At 66.0% G+C, this 17,187-nt stretch carries 10 protein-coding genes and 1 riboswitch; of the genes, 3 read left to right on the plus strand and 7 right to left on the minus strand.

Going from position 1 to position 17,187, the window contains the following annotated elements; translation table 11 throughout:
• Nucleotides 1-70 precede the first annotated feature (70 nt).
• On the plus strand, nucleotides 71-919 hold the full coding sequence (locus NLI84_RS00005) for a hypothetical protein (protein ID WP_255987259.1): 849 nt from the start codon (nucleotides 71-73) through the stop codon (nucleotides 917-919).
• Nucleotides 920-1,095: 176 nt separating this feature from the next.
• Here the strand turns inward: NLI84_RS00005 and pbpC are convergent, their stop codons facing one another.
• Both pbpC and NLI84_RS00015 read right to left on the minus strand, forming a co-directional pair.
• Entirely contained in the window at nucleotides 1,096-3,456 is a 2,361-nt protein-coding gene (gene pbpC / locus NLI84_RS00010; protein WP_255987265.1) for a penicillin-binding protein 1C, read from the minus strand.
• Nucleotides 3,457-3,612: 156 nt separating this feature from the next.
• The gene (locus tag NLI84_RS00015) at nucleotides 3,613-4,512 is read right to left on the minus strand and encodes a LysR substrate-binding domain-containing protein (RefSeq protein WP_255987267.1); all 900 of its coding nucleotides are present in this window, start codon (nucleotides 4,510-4,512) and stop codon (nucleotides 3,613-3,615) included.
• A gap of 92 nt (nucleotides 4,513-4,604) precedes the next feature.
• Here NLI84_RS00015 and NLI84_RS00020 point away from each other — a divergent pair, with 92 nt between their 5' ends.
• On the plus strand, nucleotides 4,605-4,850 hold the full coding sequence (locus NLI84_RS00020) for a DUF2917 domain-containing protein (RefSeq protein WP_255987268.1): 246 nt from the start codon (nucleotides 4,605-4,607) through the stop codon (nucleotides 4,848-4,850).
• Nucleotides 4,851-4,890: 40 nt separating this feature from the next.
• Here NLI84_RS00020 and NLI84_RS00025 read toward each other — a convergent pair whose 3' ends face one another.
• Nucleotides 4,891-5,799, minus strand: a complete 909-nt coding sequence (locus NLI84_RS00025; protein WP_255987270.1) for a LysR family transcriptional regulator — start codon at nucleotides 5,797-5,799, stop codon at nucleotides 4,891-4,893.
• Between the two features lie 113 nt (nucleotides 5,800-5,912).
• On the opposite strand from NLI84_RS00025, the gene NLI84_RS00030 reads away from it, so the two are divergent.
• Nucleotides 5,913-6,935 carry a zinc-dependent alcohol dehydrogenase family protein gene (locus tag NLI84_RS00030; RefSeq protein ID WP_255987271.1) on the plus strand — a complete coding sequence of 341 codons (1,023 nt, stop codon included), beginning with the start codon at nucleotides 5,913-5,915 and terminating at the stop codon, nucleotides 6,933-6,935.
• Between the two features lie 2 nt (nucleotides 6,936-6,937).
• On the opposite strand, the gene NLI84_RS00035 is transcribed toward NLI84_RS00030, so the two are convergent.
• The 4 genes from NLI84_RS00035 to NLI84_RS00050 all read right to left on the minus strand — a co-directional run bounded on the left by NLI84_RS00035 (nucleotide 6,938) and on the right by NLI84_RS00050 (nucleotide 16,835).
• Nucleotides 6,938-7,438 carry a 6,7-dimethyl-8-ribityllumazine synthase gene (locus NLI84_RS00035; RefSeq protein ID WP_255987273.1) on the minus strand — a complete coding sequence of 167 codons (501 nt, stop codon included), beginning with the start codon at nucleotides 7,436-7,438 and terminating at the stop codon, nucleotides 6,938-6,940.
• 78 nt (nucleotides 7,439-7,516) lie between these two features.
• Nucleotides 7,517-7,658: riboswitch (FMN riboswitch) on the minus strand.
• 98 nt (nucleotides 7,659-7,756) lie between these two features.
• A complete protein-coding gene (locus tag NLI84_RS00040) occupies nucleotides 7,757-10,567 on the minus strand; it encodes an EAL domain-containing protein (RefSeq protein WP_255987274.1) in 2,811 nt (936 codons plus the stop codon).
• 90 nt (nucleotides 10,568-10,657) lie between these two features.
• Nucleotides 10,658-11,641: a TraB/GumN family protein gene (locus NLI84_RS00045; protein WP_255987276.1), complete on the minus strand. Its 984-nt coding sequence runs from the start codon at nucleotides 11,639-11,641 to the stop codon at nucleotides 10,658-10,660.
• Between the two features lie 64 nt (nucleotides 11,642-11,705).
• Nucleotides 11,706-16,835: an alpha-2-macroglobulin family protein gene (locus NLI84_RS00050; RefSeq protein WP_255987277.1), complete on the minus strand. Its 5,130-nt coding sequence runs from the start codon at nucleotides 16,833-16,835 to the stop codon at nucleotides 11,706-11,708.
• Nucleotides 16,836-17,187: the final 352 nt, after the last annotated feature.

Here is a 17,187-nt window from a genome sequence, read left to right on the forward strand (position 1 = left end):
AGCGCGTAGTTAATCGTCCGGGACTGGACAGGTAGCGACCCGGCTGCAAACGCAAGGCTATCTAGTAAAGTTGCCCTATGCCTATGAAACCGAAAACACCAATTTCAGAAAGTTGCTCACTCAGCTCAACGTGCTGTTTGGCGTAGATCGGATCGACGCCTTTAAGGGTAGTTATACAATTCCTGCCACGGTCCATATTTCCACCGTTGACCGCCACCGTGCCGAGTTTTCCGCCAAGGAGGTGCCTGCCCAAGCCCCCAGCACCCATTTTGCGTTCGAACTTCTGACCTCGGACTATCGCAAAGTGCGTTGGACGTTGGCCGGGCCTGTGGGCAAGGATGAAAATTCTTATGCAGCCGAAGGAAAAATGGCCGTATCCGATTCGGAAAAAACCATTTACCGGCTTAAAGGCGATCAGTTAGAGATCGTCGATACCACAACCGGCCTATCCCATGTCGTTCCACTGCCCGCGGATTTTCCCGAATTTTCCTGGGCCATGGATATTTCTTACGACATGAAGCGAAAAATAGTTTGTGTCGTCACCCTGGGAGGCGAAGGCTTTCTCTACCGGTTCGATGCAAAACAACGGCGGTGGATGGACTACCGATCACTGAATAACGTCGACATCGCCTCGCTATTCTATGATGCGCAAGCAGATCGCTATGTGGCATGGACCACGGACGGCAGCCTCGTTTTCATCTCCGGCGAAGGTGCTGCAATGTTTACGCGTAACGTCATGGCTGGCCTACAAGGATTTGGCCGTCTATACGATAGCGGGAATTCGCGTCCTCCACGACTGCAGGTCGTGGCAAAGAAAGACGATATTGCGTTGGTGTATATAGGCGGCAACACGGTGAGTCGAATTTGGCATTACAACGTCAAGACCCAAAATGCAGTACTGACCCATACCCGGAACTAAGCTGAGCTTTCAGCGGTTCACTCGAACGGCGCCAAGCCCAGGGCAGAATCGGGATTCAAATACGGGATGCATGGGCCCATGGGTGAGAGGGTTGCGCGAAGCGCGCTGCAGCAGATCGCCCTCCTATCTGCAAGTCGTGCGACAGACGCCGGCCCACGGGCCGCCAGCCACGGAACTTAGCGCGTCGCGCCAAAGCCCGCCACGTTGAAGGCCACGCTGTCGTAGCGGCCGTTGCCATCGAGCGCGGTGAGGCGTACCGGGCCGTTGTGGCGCAAGGTGAGCTTCACCGTTGCACCACCCTCGCTGGTGGCGACGAGCTCGCCGTTCTGCAGCCACCACGCCGTGCCGCCGCTACCCAACAGCGAGGTGGAAACGGTCGCTTCGCTGGCGCCGGCTGTGGGGCGCACCACGCTGCCCGGTTCGATGCCGACGATGCGCAGCGCGGCGGCGCTGACATGCTGCGGGCAGGTGGGCGACCAGGCCGGGGCGTAGCGGGCGCGGATTGCCGGGCTCAGCCACGGCTCCAGCCACAGCGGCCAGCGCGCTACCTGCTGAGGTAGCGCGGTCGGATCGCATTCCGGCGTCACCCGCAGCCCGGCACGATCCAGCCAGAGGGTATCGATCAGGCCGCCGGCGCGCGATCGATCAGGCAGCGTCGGTGGTGCTGCGCCGTTCAGCAGCCAGGCCGTGCGCAGCTCGTGACACTGTGCCGGGTCGGTAGCAGCGCGGGTGAGGCCCAGTGGCCAGCAGATCTGCGCGGCGCTTACGCTGGCCGGGCGCGCACCACGGCGGGCGCCGGTTACACCCGGCAGCGCCGCCACGATGTCCTTCAGCAGCGGTGCCGCCACGTTGGCGCCGAAGAAGCCGGGATTGGGCGTGCCATCGGGCCGGCCCACCCACACGCCGACGGTGTAGCCATCGGTCACGCCCACGGCCCAGGCATCGCGAAAGCCGAAGCTGGTGCCGGTCTTCCACGCCAGCCGCGCCGGGCCTCCGGCGAACGGCCGATCGGGGCGGCCGCCGGTTTCCAGGATGTCGCGCACGATCCAGGCGGCGCCTGCGCTCATGATGCGCGCCTCGCGCCGCGGCGTGTCATTGCTGAGCCGCGGGCTGCCGGCCACGCCGCCATGCGCCAGCGCCCGGTAGGCGCCGACGAGTTCCTCCAGCGTGGTGCCGCCACCGCCAAGGATCAGGCTGAGATTGGGCGAAGCCCCGAGCTGCATGCGCAGCTTGAGGCCCGCCTTGGCTAGCTGGGCGGCGAAGTGCGCAGGGCCGAGCCGGTCGAGCACGTCGACCGCCGGCACGTTCAAGGAGCGCTGTAAGGCCTCCGACACGCTGACCGGCCCGCTGAACGCGGCCTGGAAGTTGCCGGGCTGGTAGCCGCCGAATGATTGCGGCGCATCGGTGAGCAGGCTCTCGCCATGGATCAGCCCCTCGTCCAGTGCCATCGCGTAGAGGAAGGGCTTGAGCGTGGAGCCGGGCGAGCGGATGCCGCGCACCATGTCGACGTGGGCAAAACGCTGGTTGTCGGCAAAATCGGCCGAGCCAGCGTAGCCGCGCACCGCGAGGCTATCGTTCTCCATCACCAGCACCGCCATCGAGACCTTGGGCGGCAGCAAGGACAGGCGATCGAGCAGCATGCGCTCGACGTTGGCCTGGATGTCGGCATCCAGCGTGCTGGCGATCACCCGGCGCCGGCCCTGCTCTACCGGCTGCTTGCGGGCCTGGGCGCGCAGGCGCTCGGCGGCCAGCGGCGCCAGCCATTCGCCGCGCGGGGGCTGCGCGATCACCCGCTCGATGCGGGCATCCTCGGCGATTTCGCGCGACCACACACCAAAGCCAGCCAGCCGATCGAGCACCTTGTTGCGCGCGGCCGTGGCGCGCTCGGGCCAGCGATCCGGCCGCAACCGCGAAGGCGCCTGCGGCAGCGCGGCCAGCATGGCGGCCTCTCCGTGGCTGAGCGCCTTGGCGGATTTGCCCAGATAGGCGCGACTGGCCATCTCCACGCCTTCGACAATGCCGCCCATCGGCGCATGGTTGAGGTAGAGCGTGAGGATCTCGCTCTTGGAGAGATGCCATTCCAGCTGCCGCGCGCGCAGCATCTGCCGCGCCTTGCCCCACACGGTGCGCGGGGGCGGCTCCAGGATACGCGCCACCTGCATGGTCAGCGTGGAACCACCGGAAACGATATGGCCGCTGCTGCCCCATTGCCAGGCCGCGCGCAGCACCGCCACCGGGTTTACTCCGGCGTGCAGGTAGAACCAGCGATCCTCGTAACCCAGCAAGGCCTCGATATACAGCGGCGACACCTCGGACAGCCGCACCGGGTAACGCCATACCCCGCTCGCCGCCGGGTAATTGCGCAGCGGCGTGCCGTGGCGATCGACGATGACGAGCCCGGCCTCTTCGCGTGGCAGTGGCACGGGGAAGATCGCATCCAGCAGCAAGGCCAGCGCCAGCACCGCCGCCAATACCAGCAAGGGCCAGCGCGCTGCACGCCAGGCGGGCAGGCAGCGGCGCAAGAGGCGGATCAGCACGGCAGGAATGCGAAGTGACGTAAAGGCCAAGGCAGTTCGGGCGATCAGGGGCAGAGCCGCGCAGTGTAACCGGGCAAGCCCGACGCCGCGACCGGTGCGCCTGCGGGCCGGGCGATCGCCCAGCGTGAACCGCCAGCGCTGAGGCGCACTCCCCGCCTAGTTTTCGGATAGCCCCGCCAGGTAGCCCGCGACCACCCCGTGCAACCAGTCGCGCCACAGCAGGAATTTCTCCAGGCCCTCGCTACGCTGCGGCCAGATCAGCCAGTAGGGGTCCGGGTAATCGATCACCGGGCCGGGCAGCGGCACCAGCCGGCCCGATTGCAGCAGATCGTTCGCCAATGAGCGGCGGATCAGCCCCACCGCCTGGCCCTGCAGCACCGCCTCGACGACAGAATTGGCATCGTTGATCCACAAGCTGCACGGCAGCTCCGGGCCGGTGACACCTGCGTGGTCGAACCAGACGCGCCAGCTCACGCCACCACCGGCAATGCGGCGCGCGGCGTGAACCTCGGCCACCGTCTTGGGCAAGGCACCGCCGGCAAAACCGGGGCTCGCCACCACCAGTTGCTGGTCGCGGAACAGCAGCTCCTGGTGCACGCCGTCCCATCCGCCCTGCCCCATGCGCACCGCGCAATCGAGCCGTTCCAGGTTGAGATCGGAAAACCCGGGCGCCGTATGCAGTTGCACCTGCAGCGTGGGATGGCGCCGCTGCAGATCCGGCAGCCGCGCCAGCAACCAGTGGCTGGTGAACGAGGCAAGCGTACCCACCGCCAGCTGGTGCGGCTTGGGCCGGGTGACCAGCTCCTCGGTGGCCGAGGCAATGGCACCGAGCGCATGGCGCACCTGCATCGCGTAAAGCCGGCCCGCGTCGGTCAGCTGCAGCCGCTTGCCCTGGCGCAGGAACAGCAGCACCTCAAGTTCGTCCTCCATCGCACGAATCTGGTGGCTGATCGCGCTGTGGGTGAGGTGCAACTCGGCAGCTGCCCGCGTCATGCTCCCGAGGCGCGCCACTGCCTCGAAGGCGCGCAGTGCCGACAACGGCGGAAGACGAGCCATTGTTAGTTTCCTTCACAGATCAGAAGAAAATTCATCGTTAACACCTTGCCGATCCTTGGAACCACAATGTCATCAAACAAGGAGTGTGAGCGATGATGACATGCAAACTGTTCCCGGTCACCAGCCAGAACCTGCTGCGACTGGACCTTGAAGCCCCCGCCCGGCTGCAGTGCCACAGCGGCACGCTCTGGCTGACCCACGACGGCGATGCGCTCGATCATGTGCTGAGCGCCGGCATGCAGCTCGAGGTATCCGGCCTAGTGCTGATCGACGGCGAAGGCGAGCTGGCACTGCATGCGTTGTCGGCACCGGCCGAGTCGCTGACCGAACCAGCCTGATGGTGATCCAGCCACGGCACAGCGCCGCACGGCCGGCGGACTAGGCTAGTAATGGCGGCAAGGCCTCTGCCAGCGCGTCGAGCACCACGCGCAGCCGCGCCGAGTATTGACGGGTGTAGGGCCAGACCGCATGCACCGGAAAGCCGACCGTATGCAGGCCTGGCAACAGCGCCACCAGTTCTCCCCGCGCCAGTGCCTCGCTAACCAACCAGTGCGGCAGCCGGGTGATGCCGAGCCCCGCGCGCACCGCGGCGGCCATGGCTTCCAGATCGTCGAGCGCCAGCCGCGCCTTGGGCTGCGCCACCAGCGCCGCGCCGTCTTCATCGACAAACTGCCATTGCACGGCGCGACCCATCCTGCCGTAAACGATGGCATCGTGCGCGGCAAGGTGGCCGGCCGTTTGCGGCACCCCGTGCGCCGCCAGGTAAGCCGGCGCCGCGCAGACCAACATGCGCATCTCGCCATAGCGGCGCATCTTTAGCCCGGCAGTATCGGCGAGCGGCCCCACGCGGATCGCCAGATCCGCCCCTTCCTCGATCAGGTCGATCCGCCGATCAGAGAACGTGACCTCCAGCTGCAGCTGCGGATATGCGCTCGCCACTGCCAGCAGCGTTGGCGCCACGCACATCCGGCCAAACTGCACCGGCACGCTGACGCGCAAGCGCCCCACCGGCGCGCGCCGGCCCTGCTGCAATTCGTCCTCAGCCAGTTCCAGCTCGCGCATCACGCGCACGCAGCGCTCGTAATAGGCGTGGCCTTCGTCGGTGAGGTTGAGGCTGCGCGTGGTGCGATGGAATAGCCGCACTCCCAGTCGCGCCTCCAGCCGGGCCACCGTCTTGCCGACGGTGGAGCGCGACAGGTGCAGCCGGGCCGCCGCGGCGCTAAAGCCGCCGCACTCCACCGCCGCGACAAAGGCGGCGATGCCGTTGAGGTTATCGAGAGAGATCACGTCATTGACTCCATTTTGGCTCCACAGTATCGATCATATGCCGCAACTGGCACCACCAAATCGTCAATACCATGGTCTCACCGACCCGAGCGGGTTACACCAGGAGCACCACGATGACGACGACGCAGCAATGGCAAATGCACGGCTATGGCGAACAACAACTGGAGCTGGTCACCACCACGCTGCCCTCGCCCGGCCCGGGCGAGGTGCTGGTGAAGGTGGCCGCCGCCCCGCTCAACTACCGCGAGCTCTTGATGATCGAACACGGCCTGGGCCTGCCGCTGGCGTTTCCGCAGGTGCCAGGCTCGGACATGGCCGGCACGGTGCTCGCCACGGGGCCCGGCGTGAGTCGGGTACAGGTGGGGCAGCGCGTGATCAGCACATTCTGGGGCGACTGGGATGATGGCCTGGTGCCGCCGCGCGATACCTGGGGCACTTCACTCGGAGGCCCCTTGACCGGCACGCTGTCGCAACACGTGGTGATCAAGGCGGAGCATCTGGTCGCCGCGCCAGACACGCTCGATGATGTCGCGGCCAGCACGCTGACCTGCGCCGGCCTCACCGCCTGGTTCGCGCTGGTGGACCATGGGGGCATCCAGGCCGGCGATACCGTGGTGGTCCAGGGCACCGGTGGCGTGGCGCTCTGGGCTGCGCAGATCGCGCTGGCGCACGGCGCCACCGTTATCGCCACCTCGGGCAGCCCGGATAAACTGGCTCGGCTGGCCGCGCTGGGCGTGCAACACGGCATCGACCGCCATGCCCACCCGGATTGGTCAGAGCAGGTGCACGCACTCACCGCCGGCCGCGGCGCGGACCATGTGCTCGAACTGGTCGGCGGTAGCAATATCCAGCAATCGCTGGCGGCGCTGCGCCAGGGCGGACGGATCTCGGTGATCGGCGTGCTCGAAGGCACGGAGCTCGCCTTCTCGGCGGTGCAGTTGCTGCTGCGGCGCCCCACCATCCAGGGCATCGGCGTCGGCCCACGCGGCGCGCTGGAGCGGCTGGCCGCCTTCGTCGACCAGCACCGGCTGCAGCCGGTGATCGCGGCCGAGTTCGGCTACCGCGATCTGCCGCGCGCGCTGGCGGCCCTACGCGCCGGCCCATTCGGCAAGGTGGTGGTGCGCTTCGACCAGTAGGCTCAGGCCGCGATGGCGACCGGGAGGCGTGCCAGGCTGTGCAGCGTGGCAAGGCAAGCCTGAGCCACTTCCCGCCCCTTCTTCACGAAATGGCTGCGAAAGAAGGCCTGGTGCTCATCGTGCTCGTGAAAGTCGCGCGGCGTGAGCACCGCCGAGAACACCGGCACGTCGCTGTCGAGCTGCACCCGCATCAGGCCTTCGATCACCGCGGTGGTGACGAACTCGTGCCGGTAGATGCCGCCGTTGACCACGAGACCGAAGGCGATGATGGCATCGAACCGACCGGAGTCGGCCAAGCGCTTGGTGTGCAGCGGGATTTCAAAAGCGCCGGGCACCTCAAACTGCGCGACCTCGGAGCCAGGCGCCAGCTGCGCGAGTTCGGAGATGGCCGCTTCGGTGGCATGGGACACGATATCGGGGTGCCACGACGCACTGACCAACGCAATGCGGTACGAGGGCTGGGCAAGGCTATGGGTGAATGCTGCACTGAGGGGCTGATTCATGGGGTTTCCTTGACGGACGGATAAACCAGAATCAGGGCAACGCGAAGCGCCAGCCCGCGGCCAGCCGCGAACCGGTACTCACGATCTCTTTCATCCGGACTATCACCGTCGGCCCAGGCATCGCACCAGATCTGCTGACCCTGCCTGAGGCAGGCGCTCGCGGGCTCCCGCTTGCGCGGATACCGCCGGTGGGGAATTACACCCCGCCCTGAGAACGTTGCCGGCTAATCACCGGCAAGACGCAGCATACCGTCAAATAGCAACAAAATGAATATCAAATAAAAACGTTAGATCAAAAACATCAATGCCGTCCTTGCGCTAATCGGGCAGCTTAATCGCCGTGTCGGTGAGCGGCTGGACTATGGCCGGCATGCAGAATGGCTGCGGCCGGCCGACGGCATAGCCCTGCGCGTAGTCGATGCCGATCTCGCGCACCACGGCGAGCAGTGCCTCGCTCTCGACAAACTCGGCGATGGTGGTCTTGCCCATCACGTGGCCGATATGGTCGATGGCCTCGACCATGGCGCGATCCGATGCGTCACCCAGCATGCCGCGCACGAAGGCGCCGTCGATCTTCAGGTCGTCCACCGGCAGATGCTTGAGATAGGCAAACGACGACATGCCCGAGCCAAAATCGTCGAGGGCGAACCGACAGCCATCCTGACGCAGCGCATGCATCAGCGTGGTGGCACGGTTGAGGTTGGCAATGGCGCTGGTCTCGGTGATTTCGAAGCAGACGCGCCGAGGCGCCACGCCGTGCAGCACCAGCTGTTCGCGCACATAATCGAGCAGCCCCTCGTCACCGAGCGAGGCGCCGGAAAGATTGATCGCGCAGTGCAGCGACGCATCCTCGCGAGCCATCGCGGCCAGCGCCGTGCGGATCACCCAGCGGTCGATCAGCGGCATCAGGTTGTAGCGCTCCGCCGCCGGAATGAAGGCGATCGGCGGTACCAGCTCGCCCGATTCGTCACGCAGGCGTAGCAACAGCTCCACCCATTGACCCGTCTGCCCCTGCAAGGGCTGGATGGTCTGCGCGTACAGGCACAGCCGGTTCTCGTCGAGCGCGCGATGCAGCCGGTTCACCCATTCCATCTCGCCGTAGCGCACCGCCAACTCGGCGTCGCCCGGCAGATAGCGTTGCACCCGGTTGCGGCCCTTTTCCTTGGCCAGGTAGCAGGCAACGTCGGCCGCGCGCAGGCAATCCTCCAGCGTGGGCAGGCTGTCGGCGAGCGCAACGAGGCCGATGCTGACGCCGATGGCGAATGGCCGCTCCTCCCAGGCAAAGCGCAAACGCTCAACAGCGCAGCGCAGGTTCTCGGCGAGGCGCTCGGCCGGCTCCACCGGGCAGCCTTGCAAGATGACGCCGAATTCGTCGCCACCGAGCCGCGCCAGTGTATCGTCCTGCCGCAGCTGGCGCAGCAGCGTGCCACACACCTGGCGTAGCAGCTCATCGCCGGCCGCATGGCCACAGGTATCGTTCACCACCTTGAACTGGTCCAGATCAAGGTAGAGCACGGCATGCGGCAAGCCACTGCTCGGCTGCTCGGCGATCAGTTGCGACAGCCGCCGCTCGAACTCGCGCCGGTTCACGAGTCCGGTAAGCTCGTCGTGGCTGGCTTGCCAGGAGAGGTTGGCGACAAACTGGCGCTCGCGTGTCATGTCGTGGAACGCCAGTGCGACTCCGGCGATCTGCCCCGCTTCATCCCGCATCGGCGCCGCCACCAGCCGAACGGGGATTTCCTTGCCATCGGGGCGCAGCAGCAGCAGATTGCGGTCATCGGTATCGGCGCTGGCGCCGCTCAGCACCTTGCCAACCGGATCGAGCTCGCGCCCGGGGCTCGCCTCGTCGTAGACGCGGCACAGGCCCGCCAGCGTCTGCCCCACCGCATGGCGTATGCCAAGCAGCGCCTGCGCCGCCGGGTTCACGTAGCTGATGCGGCCCGCCACATTGGTGGTGAGCACCGCATCACCGATGGCGGCGAGCGTCACCAGCGCCCGCTCCTGCTCGGCCTGCAGCGCGGCTTCCATCCGCTTGCGCTCGGTGATGTCCTCGAACGTACCGGCCATGCGTTGCGGCCGGGCATGGCCATTACGCATGGCCTGGCCCGCACCATGGAACCAGCGGTAGCTGCCATCCGGGACGCGCAGGCGGAACTCGACCTCGTAGCGCTCGCCGTCTGCCAGATGTCGCTCCAGCGCGGCGATCACCAGCGGCCGGTCGTCGCGGTGGATCAGCCCCACCAGGTGATCGAACGATACCGGTTCGTCATCATCCGGATAGCCGAACTGCCGCTTGTACTGGTGTGAGAAGTACAACGAACCATCGGCGATGTTCCAGTCCCAGATGCCGCTGTGGCTGCCGTTCACCGCCAGTGACAGCCGCTCCTCGCTGGTCTTGAGCGCTATCTCCAGCCCGGCCCGCACGGCGAGGTAGACCTGCGTGCGCCAGGCGGCCACCAGGATCAGCGCCAGCGCCGCCAGCACGTTGCCGAACAGCAGCGCATCGTGGATGGTGCGCGCCGCTTCGCCCAGCGTGGCGGAAAACGCGATCTCCTGCGGGGTGAGCCGGTCGTTCAAACGGCTGATACGCCGCCGCGCCTCGATCGCCTCCCCATGGGTCAGCGTGCCCTCTTCGATGCGTCGATGCAGCGCCTGCGCCAGCGCATCAAGCTGCAGCAGATATCTATCGGCCTCGGTCCAGATCGCGATGGCGCGCTTCAGATAGCCAAGATGCTGGAAATGGTCGAACAGCCAGATCATGCCGCCGATGTCATCCGGATGATTGCCGCCAGCCAAGAACCCTAGTCGCGCCGTTGCGTAGTCGGGCGGCTGGGCCTGCAGCGCAAGCCGCGCCGCATGGTCGCCCAGCGGCACCGTGATCGCGGCACGGTAGCGCGCGAAATCCTCGGCATCGTGCGTTTCCAGATAGCTCACCAGCGCGTAGATTGCCTCCTTCTGCCCCTTGGACCAGCGGCTCTCGCCGCCGACATAGGCACGCGCGGCCGACAGCACCGCGATGCTGAAGCTGCCGATCAGCAACAGCAGCAGCACTGCCAGGAGGAAAGGCCAGATCACGCGCAGCAGGGAATGCCGGTTCTCGGCGGCCACAGTCACTCCTCTAGTCAGCATTCGAGGGCTGATGCGAAAGGACAACAGTGTTCGTTATAGCCAAGCTTGCGATCGGCATCCCGGCAAGTCGCTGCTGCCGGGTCACGGCGTTCAGGGTTGCGGTTCGGGCACCAGCTGCCTGACCTTGAAACCGCGCTTGGCAAGCAGGGCCGGCAGGCCCTGTTCACCCGTCATGTGCAGGCTGCCTACGGCGACGAGCAGCTTGTCGCCCGCCTCGTGCATCCGCGCCACCTTGTCCGCCATTGGCCCATTGCGGGCGTCGTTCAGCTTGAACATGAAGGCGCGGTCGGCGTCGGTCTTCACGCAATCGCACCATTCCTCGAAACGGCTCATCTCGTCGAGGCGCCCCTCGCGCCATGCGTCGATCAGCCGCTTGACCACGACACGGCCGTCGCCAGACTGCTGCAGCTCGGCCGCGGCCTGGGCATACGCCTCGACCTCGGCCAGCGACAACGATTCGAACAATTCCAGCTGTGCCTTGGCACTTTCCAGCTCCACCACCGGCATCTTGCGTCCCCGGGCAAAACCCGACAGCACGAATTCGGAGCCCAGGCGGAAATCCAGTCCTTCGCGCATGTAGTCGAGCATGGACAACGTGGTCACCAGCATCGCGGCCGACATCTGTTGGGTCAGCGTGTCGGGCAGGCAGCCTTGTCGCAGCATCTGCTGCAACAGCTGTTGCGTGCCAGCGCTGAGCCGCTCGAACCGCACGCCCCAGGACGCCTGATCGGCCATGTGGGCCGCAGCATCGGGAGTGGTCGGATCCACCTCGAGCGCGAGCTTGTTGCTCGCCTTCATCGCGAGAACGAGCTGCGGCCCCGGCACCATCCATTCCGCCTTGCCCACGTGCAGGGTGCCGTAGAGGTAGGAATCGTGCCCGCCCTTGCTGATGCGCCAAAGAAAACCCTTGTCCTTGGCCGACTTCGCGAGATCGGCAGTTTGCGCGGCAGTCCACTCAGGCAACGGCCCTGGCGGTGGCGGGCAATCCCGGGCCGTTTCGGCACGCACGGCGGGAGAGCACAACAGGCTGGCCAGCAATGCCGGCAGCCAAGTACGCAGTATCTGCTTGATCACAAACGCAACTCGAGTGGATGAATGAGACAGCGCGTCGGGCCAGCCGGCCCAGCGCGCCGATTGATTACTTGGCCTTCGCGTCGACCACCGTCAGCACCGGGCTGGCCGGGCCCACGCCGGTGATCTGTGGCCGGTACATGTCCTCGGCCACCGTGGCGGGCACCACGAAGCGGCCTGGCGTGACCACGCGCACCAGGTAGTAGAGGCGCAGTGCGTTGTAGTCGAGCTGGCCGGCGGCAACGAAACGGTCGTCGCGGTACTCGCGGTGCTTGATGCGACTATCCTCAAGCGCCTCGCGGATCGATTGGCCGTCGACCTTGAGCGCATCAATGCGCTCGCCATCAGAGAGGTTGAGATTCTCGATCTCGAGGCCCGCCGGGATGCGGTCGACCACCAAACCATCCTCGATACGCTGGCTGGCCGAGGCGGTGACGCGCACGATCAGCGTCTCGCCCACGTTAAGCGCCCGGCCGTTGTACGGCTTGCCGTCGGCAAAGAACCAGTCACGCGCGAGCTTGATCTGGTCGCCCGGCTGCGGCTTGGGCGCTTCCTTCGGATAACCACTCGCCTCGATCTCGACGAAGAGCGCCGTGCCCGAGCTGTTGGCGAGCTTGGCGCCCTTGGCAATCTCGGCCGCCGGCAGGCTTACGGTTTCCTGCGATTTGGACGCAAGGCCGCGGGTGTCGCCACCGACGGTCAGCACTGCGTTCCATTCGCTGCCCGAGGCGCCCGGACCGCCGCCAGCCTGCGAGGCCAGCAGCAGCGCCAGCCGCTCCTGCGTCGAGTAATAGTGGTAGCGACGATTCTTCAGGTTCTCTGCCAGCTCGAACACCAGGTTTTCACCGCCCGGACGGGCGATCTTGTGGCGGGCAAGCAGCGCGTACGCCATGGCGCGGTCGCGCACGGCGCTGCCATAGTCACCCAGCCATTCGCCCCAGTACCAGTCGCTGTTGGACGTGATGCCGTAACCGCGCTTCATTGCCGCGTCGAACGCGGCGGTGGCGCGCTTCTCATCGCCCATCAGCTTGAGCGCGAGGCCCAGGTGCACCAGCGGCAGCGGCGAGCGGGCGCGGTTGGCGTACTTGTCGTACAGCACACGCAACGTGGCCAGCGGCGCCTTCTGGTCGCGCGCCAGGATATAACCCTGATGCGCAGCGGCTGCGAGGCGCTGGTGATCGATGCGCAGCTGCTCGTACTCGTTGTCGATGAGCTTGTCGCGGATGGTGCCGTCGGCACCGAGCTTGGCGGCCAGCGTCTTGCCGTAGCTCGGGAAATCGGCCGGTGCGCGCTGCAGCTGCTTGAGCAACCAGCCCTGGGTGTCGGCATAGAGCTTGTCCGGCACGGTGAAGCCGGCGACCCGCGCATCTTGGTAGAAGCCACCGACATAGGCCGACAACCATTGCTCGTACGGCCCGCTGCCCCACAGCGTGTAGCCGCCGTCGGCCTTCTGCATGCCCGCCAGCCGGCCGATGGCATCGTTCAGCATGCGGGTGCGCTCCTCGCGGCTGTACTGCTTGAGGCCATAAAGCTTGGCGACCTCGGCATCGATCAGCACGTGCGGGTAGGCGGTGCTGGTGGTCTGCTCCAGGCAGCCGTAGGGATAGGTGAGCAGGCCCTGCACCAGGGAGCGCACGTTGAGCGGCGGCTTGTTGGAGAAGGTGACCGACACATGGGCCGAATCGGCGTAGTAGCGGCCGATCAGTTCAGGGAGCAGCGCCTGCTCGGCGCCCGGATCAAGCTTGATCCGGGTGACATTGCGATCGAGCGCCACCGGCGGCTGCACCTGCAGCGCGGCGCTACGCTTGATCGTGAGCGGCTTGCCAGCGAGCTTGCCCGCCACCTCGAAGTCGAGCCGCGCCAGACCATAGGCGTCGGTCGCCTCGGCGGTATAGCGCAGCGTCTTCTTCTCCTTGTCCTTCAGTGTCACCGTGGCTGCACCGCCGCCGATCGTCACCGGCTTGCCCGCGGTGAACTTCACCGCGAAGGTCTGCGTGCTGCCGGTGAGGTTGGTCACGTCGAGCGCCAGCGTGGCCGTGTCGCCTGGGGTGATGAAGCGCGGCGTGGCGAGTTCCGCCACCACCGGTGCCGCCACCGTCATTTCCTGCTCGGCGTTGCCGTAGCGCGCATCGCTTGCCGCCACAGCCATCAGCCGCAAGCTGCCGTTGAAGTCGGGGATGTTCAGCGGGATGGTCGCTTCGCCTTTGGCATCGAGCAGCACCGGGCCGCTGAAGAGGTCGACCAGCTTCACCTTCTCCGGCCTGTCCTGGCTGTCGCGCATGCCCGAGTCGCCCCCCCACTTGAGCTTGCCGGTATTGCCTTCCATCTTCTCGATCAGCTTGCCGTAGATATCGGCCAGATCCTGGCTGTAGCGATGCTTACCGAACAGGAAGTCGAACGGGTCGGGCGACTTGAACTTGGTGATGTTGAGAATGCCGACGTCGACCGCCGACAGCGTGACGAAGGCGCTGCCGCCGGCCGCACCGTCGACCTTGACCTTCACCGGCACGCGAGTTTCTGGGCGCGCCTTGGCCGGTGCCGTCAGCGCCACCTTGAACTTGCGATCCTCGCTCGCGAGCGGCAGGTAGACAAGGCCCAGCGCGCGCGCCGGCGTGACGCGATCACCGTCGCTGCCAGGGCGGAATGCCACCACCGAGATATAGAGATCATGGCGCTTCCAGTCCTCGCTGACGGGAATGTCGATCTCGGTGCCCGAGGCGGAGACGCGCACGCGCTTCTGCCACAGCACCTTGTCGCCCTCGACCAGCACCAGCGCCTCGCCATCGTGCGGCGGCGTGATGGTCAGCGTCACGTCGTTGCCCGGCTTGGCCGGCACACCGGCGAGCTTAAGGTTGACGCGATCGGGCCGGTTGCCCATGGCTTCGGCGTCCTGCGCGCCCCAGCCGGCATAGAAGCGGTAACGCGCCACCTGCCGGGTTTCCGGATCCTCGATTTCCAGCCGGTAGCGGCCCCACTCCACCGGTACGGCCAGCGAGGCGCGGTTGTTCAGCGCCAGATCACCGCTGTACACCGGTGCATCATCCTCGGTGTAGCCCGAATGCCAGCCGCGCTGGTCGTCGTAGCGCCAGTAGAAATAGCGGTCCTCGCGCGTCAGGCGCACCTTGGCGTTGGCAAGCGGCGCCAGCGCGCCGCTGGTGCTGACGCGCACCACCTCGAACGCTGCCTTGTCATTCTCGCGCGCCACGTCGCGATCGAACAGCGGGCGGATGGCGATCAACTTGGGCGCCGGCCACACCGTGCGTTCGATCGATCGCACCACCGGGCGGCCGCCCGATTCGAGCAGGCTGAACGTAGCGCGCGCCTTCATCGGCGACTTGGCGCCCCCCAGATCCAGCGGTACCGTGACTGCTGCGTCGCCGCTGGCGCCGAGCTCGGTCTCCTCGATCTCCTGGCGCGAGCGCTTGTCGTCGTCGGCGAAATCGCCGAACAAAAAGCCCGGCCACTGCTTGGCCAGCGCGTAGCGATCGCGCTCCACCGCCACGCTGCCCAAGAGGCGATTGCCCGAAGCCGGCGCGCCGTAGAGATACGCGCCTTTCACGTCCACCTCAAACGCCGTCCCCGCCGCAAGCACCGGCGGCTCGCTGGCAAGATCCAACTTCATGCGTTCGGGCAGGAATTCCTCCACCTGTATCTTGAGCAGCGTATCGGGCTCGTCGGCAGCCGGATCGGCGCGCAGCTCCAAGAGCCAGGTGCCGGTAGCGGCATCGGGCGGCAGCACCAGCTGGCGCTGGTAGTAGCCCGGCAACTTGGCATCGGGCTGCCAGGTGGCCGATTGCACAGTCTGGCCGTCGGGGCGTTTCAGCGTTGCCGTCAGCGGCAACTTTGGCAGCGGTCGGCCATCGGTATCGCGCGCAATCACCGAGACGAAGAACTTCTCACCCGGCCGGTACAAGTCGCGCCCGCTGTAGGCAAACAGCTTGGTGTTGCGCGGCAAGTGCCCGCCGATGTCGTACTCGGAAAGATCGAGCCCTGGCTCAAACAGCGCCAGTACCGAGAGTTCGTTGTCCTTTTTGGCAACGAGCGCCTGGGCGGCGAGCGGCACCTTGTCGAGCACCGCGTGGCCTTCGCCGTCGCCATCAGCAGTGGCCAATGTCTTGCCGTATTCGTCGAGCAGCTCGAACTCCACTCCGGACAATGCCTTGCCGCTCTTGAGCGAGGTGGCAAAGACATCGATCTGGTTCTGGCCGCGATGCACGTGCAGGCCGATGTCAGTCACATAGAAATAGGTGACCTGGTAGGCATCGGAATAGCGGCCAGGCTGACGCATCACCGCCACATAGATACCGGGCTCCTGCAGCTCCTTGATGCCTTCGACCGGCAGGAAGCTGACATTGCGGCGGTTCTTGCGCGCATCGGTCTCGAAACGCCCGAGGTACACACTCTCGGTGAGCTTCTTCAGCTTGGACAAGGACCACCCATAGACGGCGCCCGACAGCGTGAGCGGGCCGTTGCCGTAGTAGTAGTCTTCCCCGCCCTCCTCCTCGCCGTCTTCGTTCGGCACGCGCTTTTGCGCCACCACCTTTTCCAGAAAACGCGGAATATGGCGCGGCGACACGCGCAGAAACTCGACATCGACCTCGGGCACGTTCACCGTGACCACCGGCAGGCCGCCGTTCTGGCTCGCTGGCAGCACCACGCCGCGGCTGGCGAAGTAATAGGCGGGTGGCATGGCGTCGAGCGCGATTTCGCAGCGCTTGTGGCCGACTAGTGCCCTATCGTCCTCAGCCAGTACGCCCGACGAGATATCGACGGCATAGCGGTGCTTGGCATTGGTGACGAAATGCGCCAGCTGGGCATTGTCGTCGTCGATCTCCCAATGGCCATCGACGACCTTTTCCGCCTCGGCCGGCTGCGGCTTGGCCGGTTGCGCCGACTTCCCCTCGGGCAGCACGCCAAGGTCAGTGACCTTGAACTTCTTGGCCAGATCCTGCTTGCGCGCGATCGGATGGGTGAACGCCACGGTCAGCGCCGGCTCGTCATCGTAGTAGCCGGCCTTACATTCGAGCACGCCGAACTCGGTGGGCTCGGCCATCGCGGCCGGGCCGCTCGCGTCGGGTGAGGCACCGCGATGCCCCCACCACCAGCCGCCACCGACGGCCGCCGCAACCACCGCCACCGCTGCCGCGCTCAAGCCCACTTTGCGCGCGTTCGCGCGCAGCCACTGTGCCACTGCCATGTTGTGTTCTCCCCGGCCGACCCTGAACCGGGCCGGACAGCGCGAGCATCAACGAAGCCGCCCAGTTTGTAAACCCGCAGAAAGCATAATGCGCATGGATGTCACACGATGCCCGGCGCTCGATCGAGACGGGTCCAACCGGATGCCGCCGCGTATCACGTCGCCGCGGTGACGATGGCTAGGCACCGACCGGCATCGCGGGCGCCGCCCATCATCCTGATCATGCCGGGTGGCGCAACACCCAAGTCGTGCAACGACGCAGTGGTCTTTTCCCCGCATCCACGCTGATACCTGCCTGCGCACGGCAACGTGGCCCGGCAATGACGATGTCACGGCCCTGCGTATGAAAACG

This window comes from Chitinolyticbacter albus (assembly GCF_024437655.1).
GTDB lineage: Bacteria > Pseudomonadota > Gammaproteobacteria > Burkholderiales > Chitinibacteraceae > Chitinolyticbacter > Chitinolyticbacter albus.

What these genes read in the sequence shown, in the direction of transcription:
- NLI84_RS00015 (WP_255987267.1), bottom strand. Translation starts at nt 4,512, where the DNA reads ATGGCTCGTCTTCCGCCGTTGTCGGCACTGCGCGCCTTCGAGGCAGTG.
- NLI84_RS00020 (WP_255987268.1), top strand. Translation starts at nt 4,605, where the DNA reads ATGATGACATGCAAACTGTTCCCGGTCACCAGCCAGAACCTGCTGCGA.
- NLI84_RS00030 (WP_255987271.1), top strand. Translation starts at nt 5,913, where the DNA reads ATGACGACGACGCAGCAATGGCAAATGCACGGCTATGGCGAACAACAA.
- NLI84_RS00035 (WP_255987273.1), bottom strand. Translation starts at nt 7,438, where the DNA reads ATGAATCAGCCCCTCAGTGCAGCATTCACCCATAGCCTTGCCCAGCCC.
- NLI84_RS00040 (WP_255987274.1), bottom strand. Translation starts at nt 10,567, where the DNA reads ATGCTGACTAGAGGAGTGACTGTGGCCGCCGAGAACCGGCATTCCCTG.
- NLI84_RS00050 (WP_255987277.1), bottom strand. Translation starts at nt 16,835, where the DNA reads ATGGCAGTGGCACAGTGGCTGCGCGCGAACGCGCGCAAAGTGGGCTTG.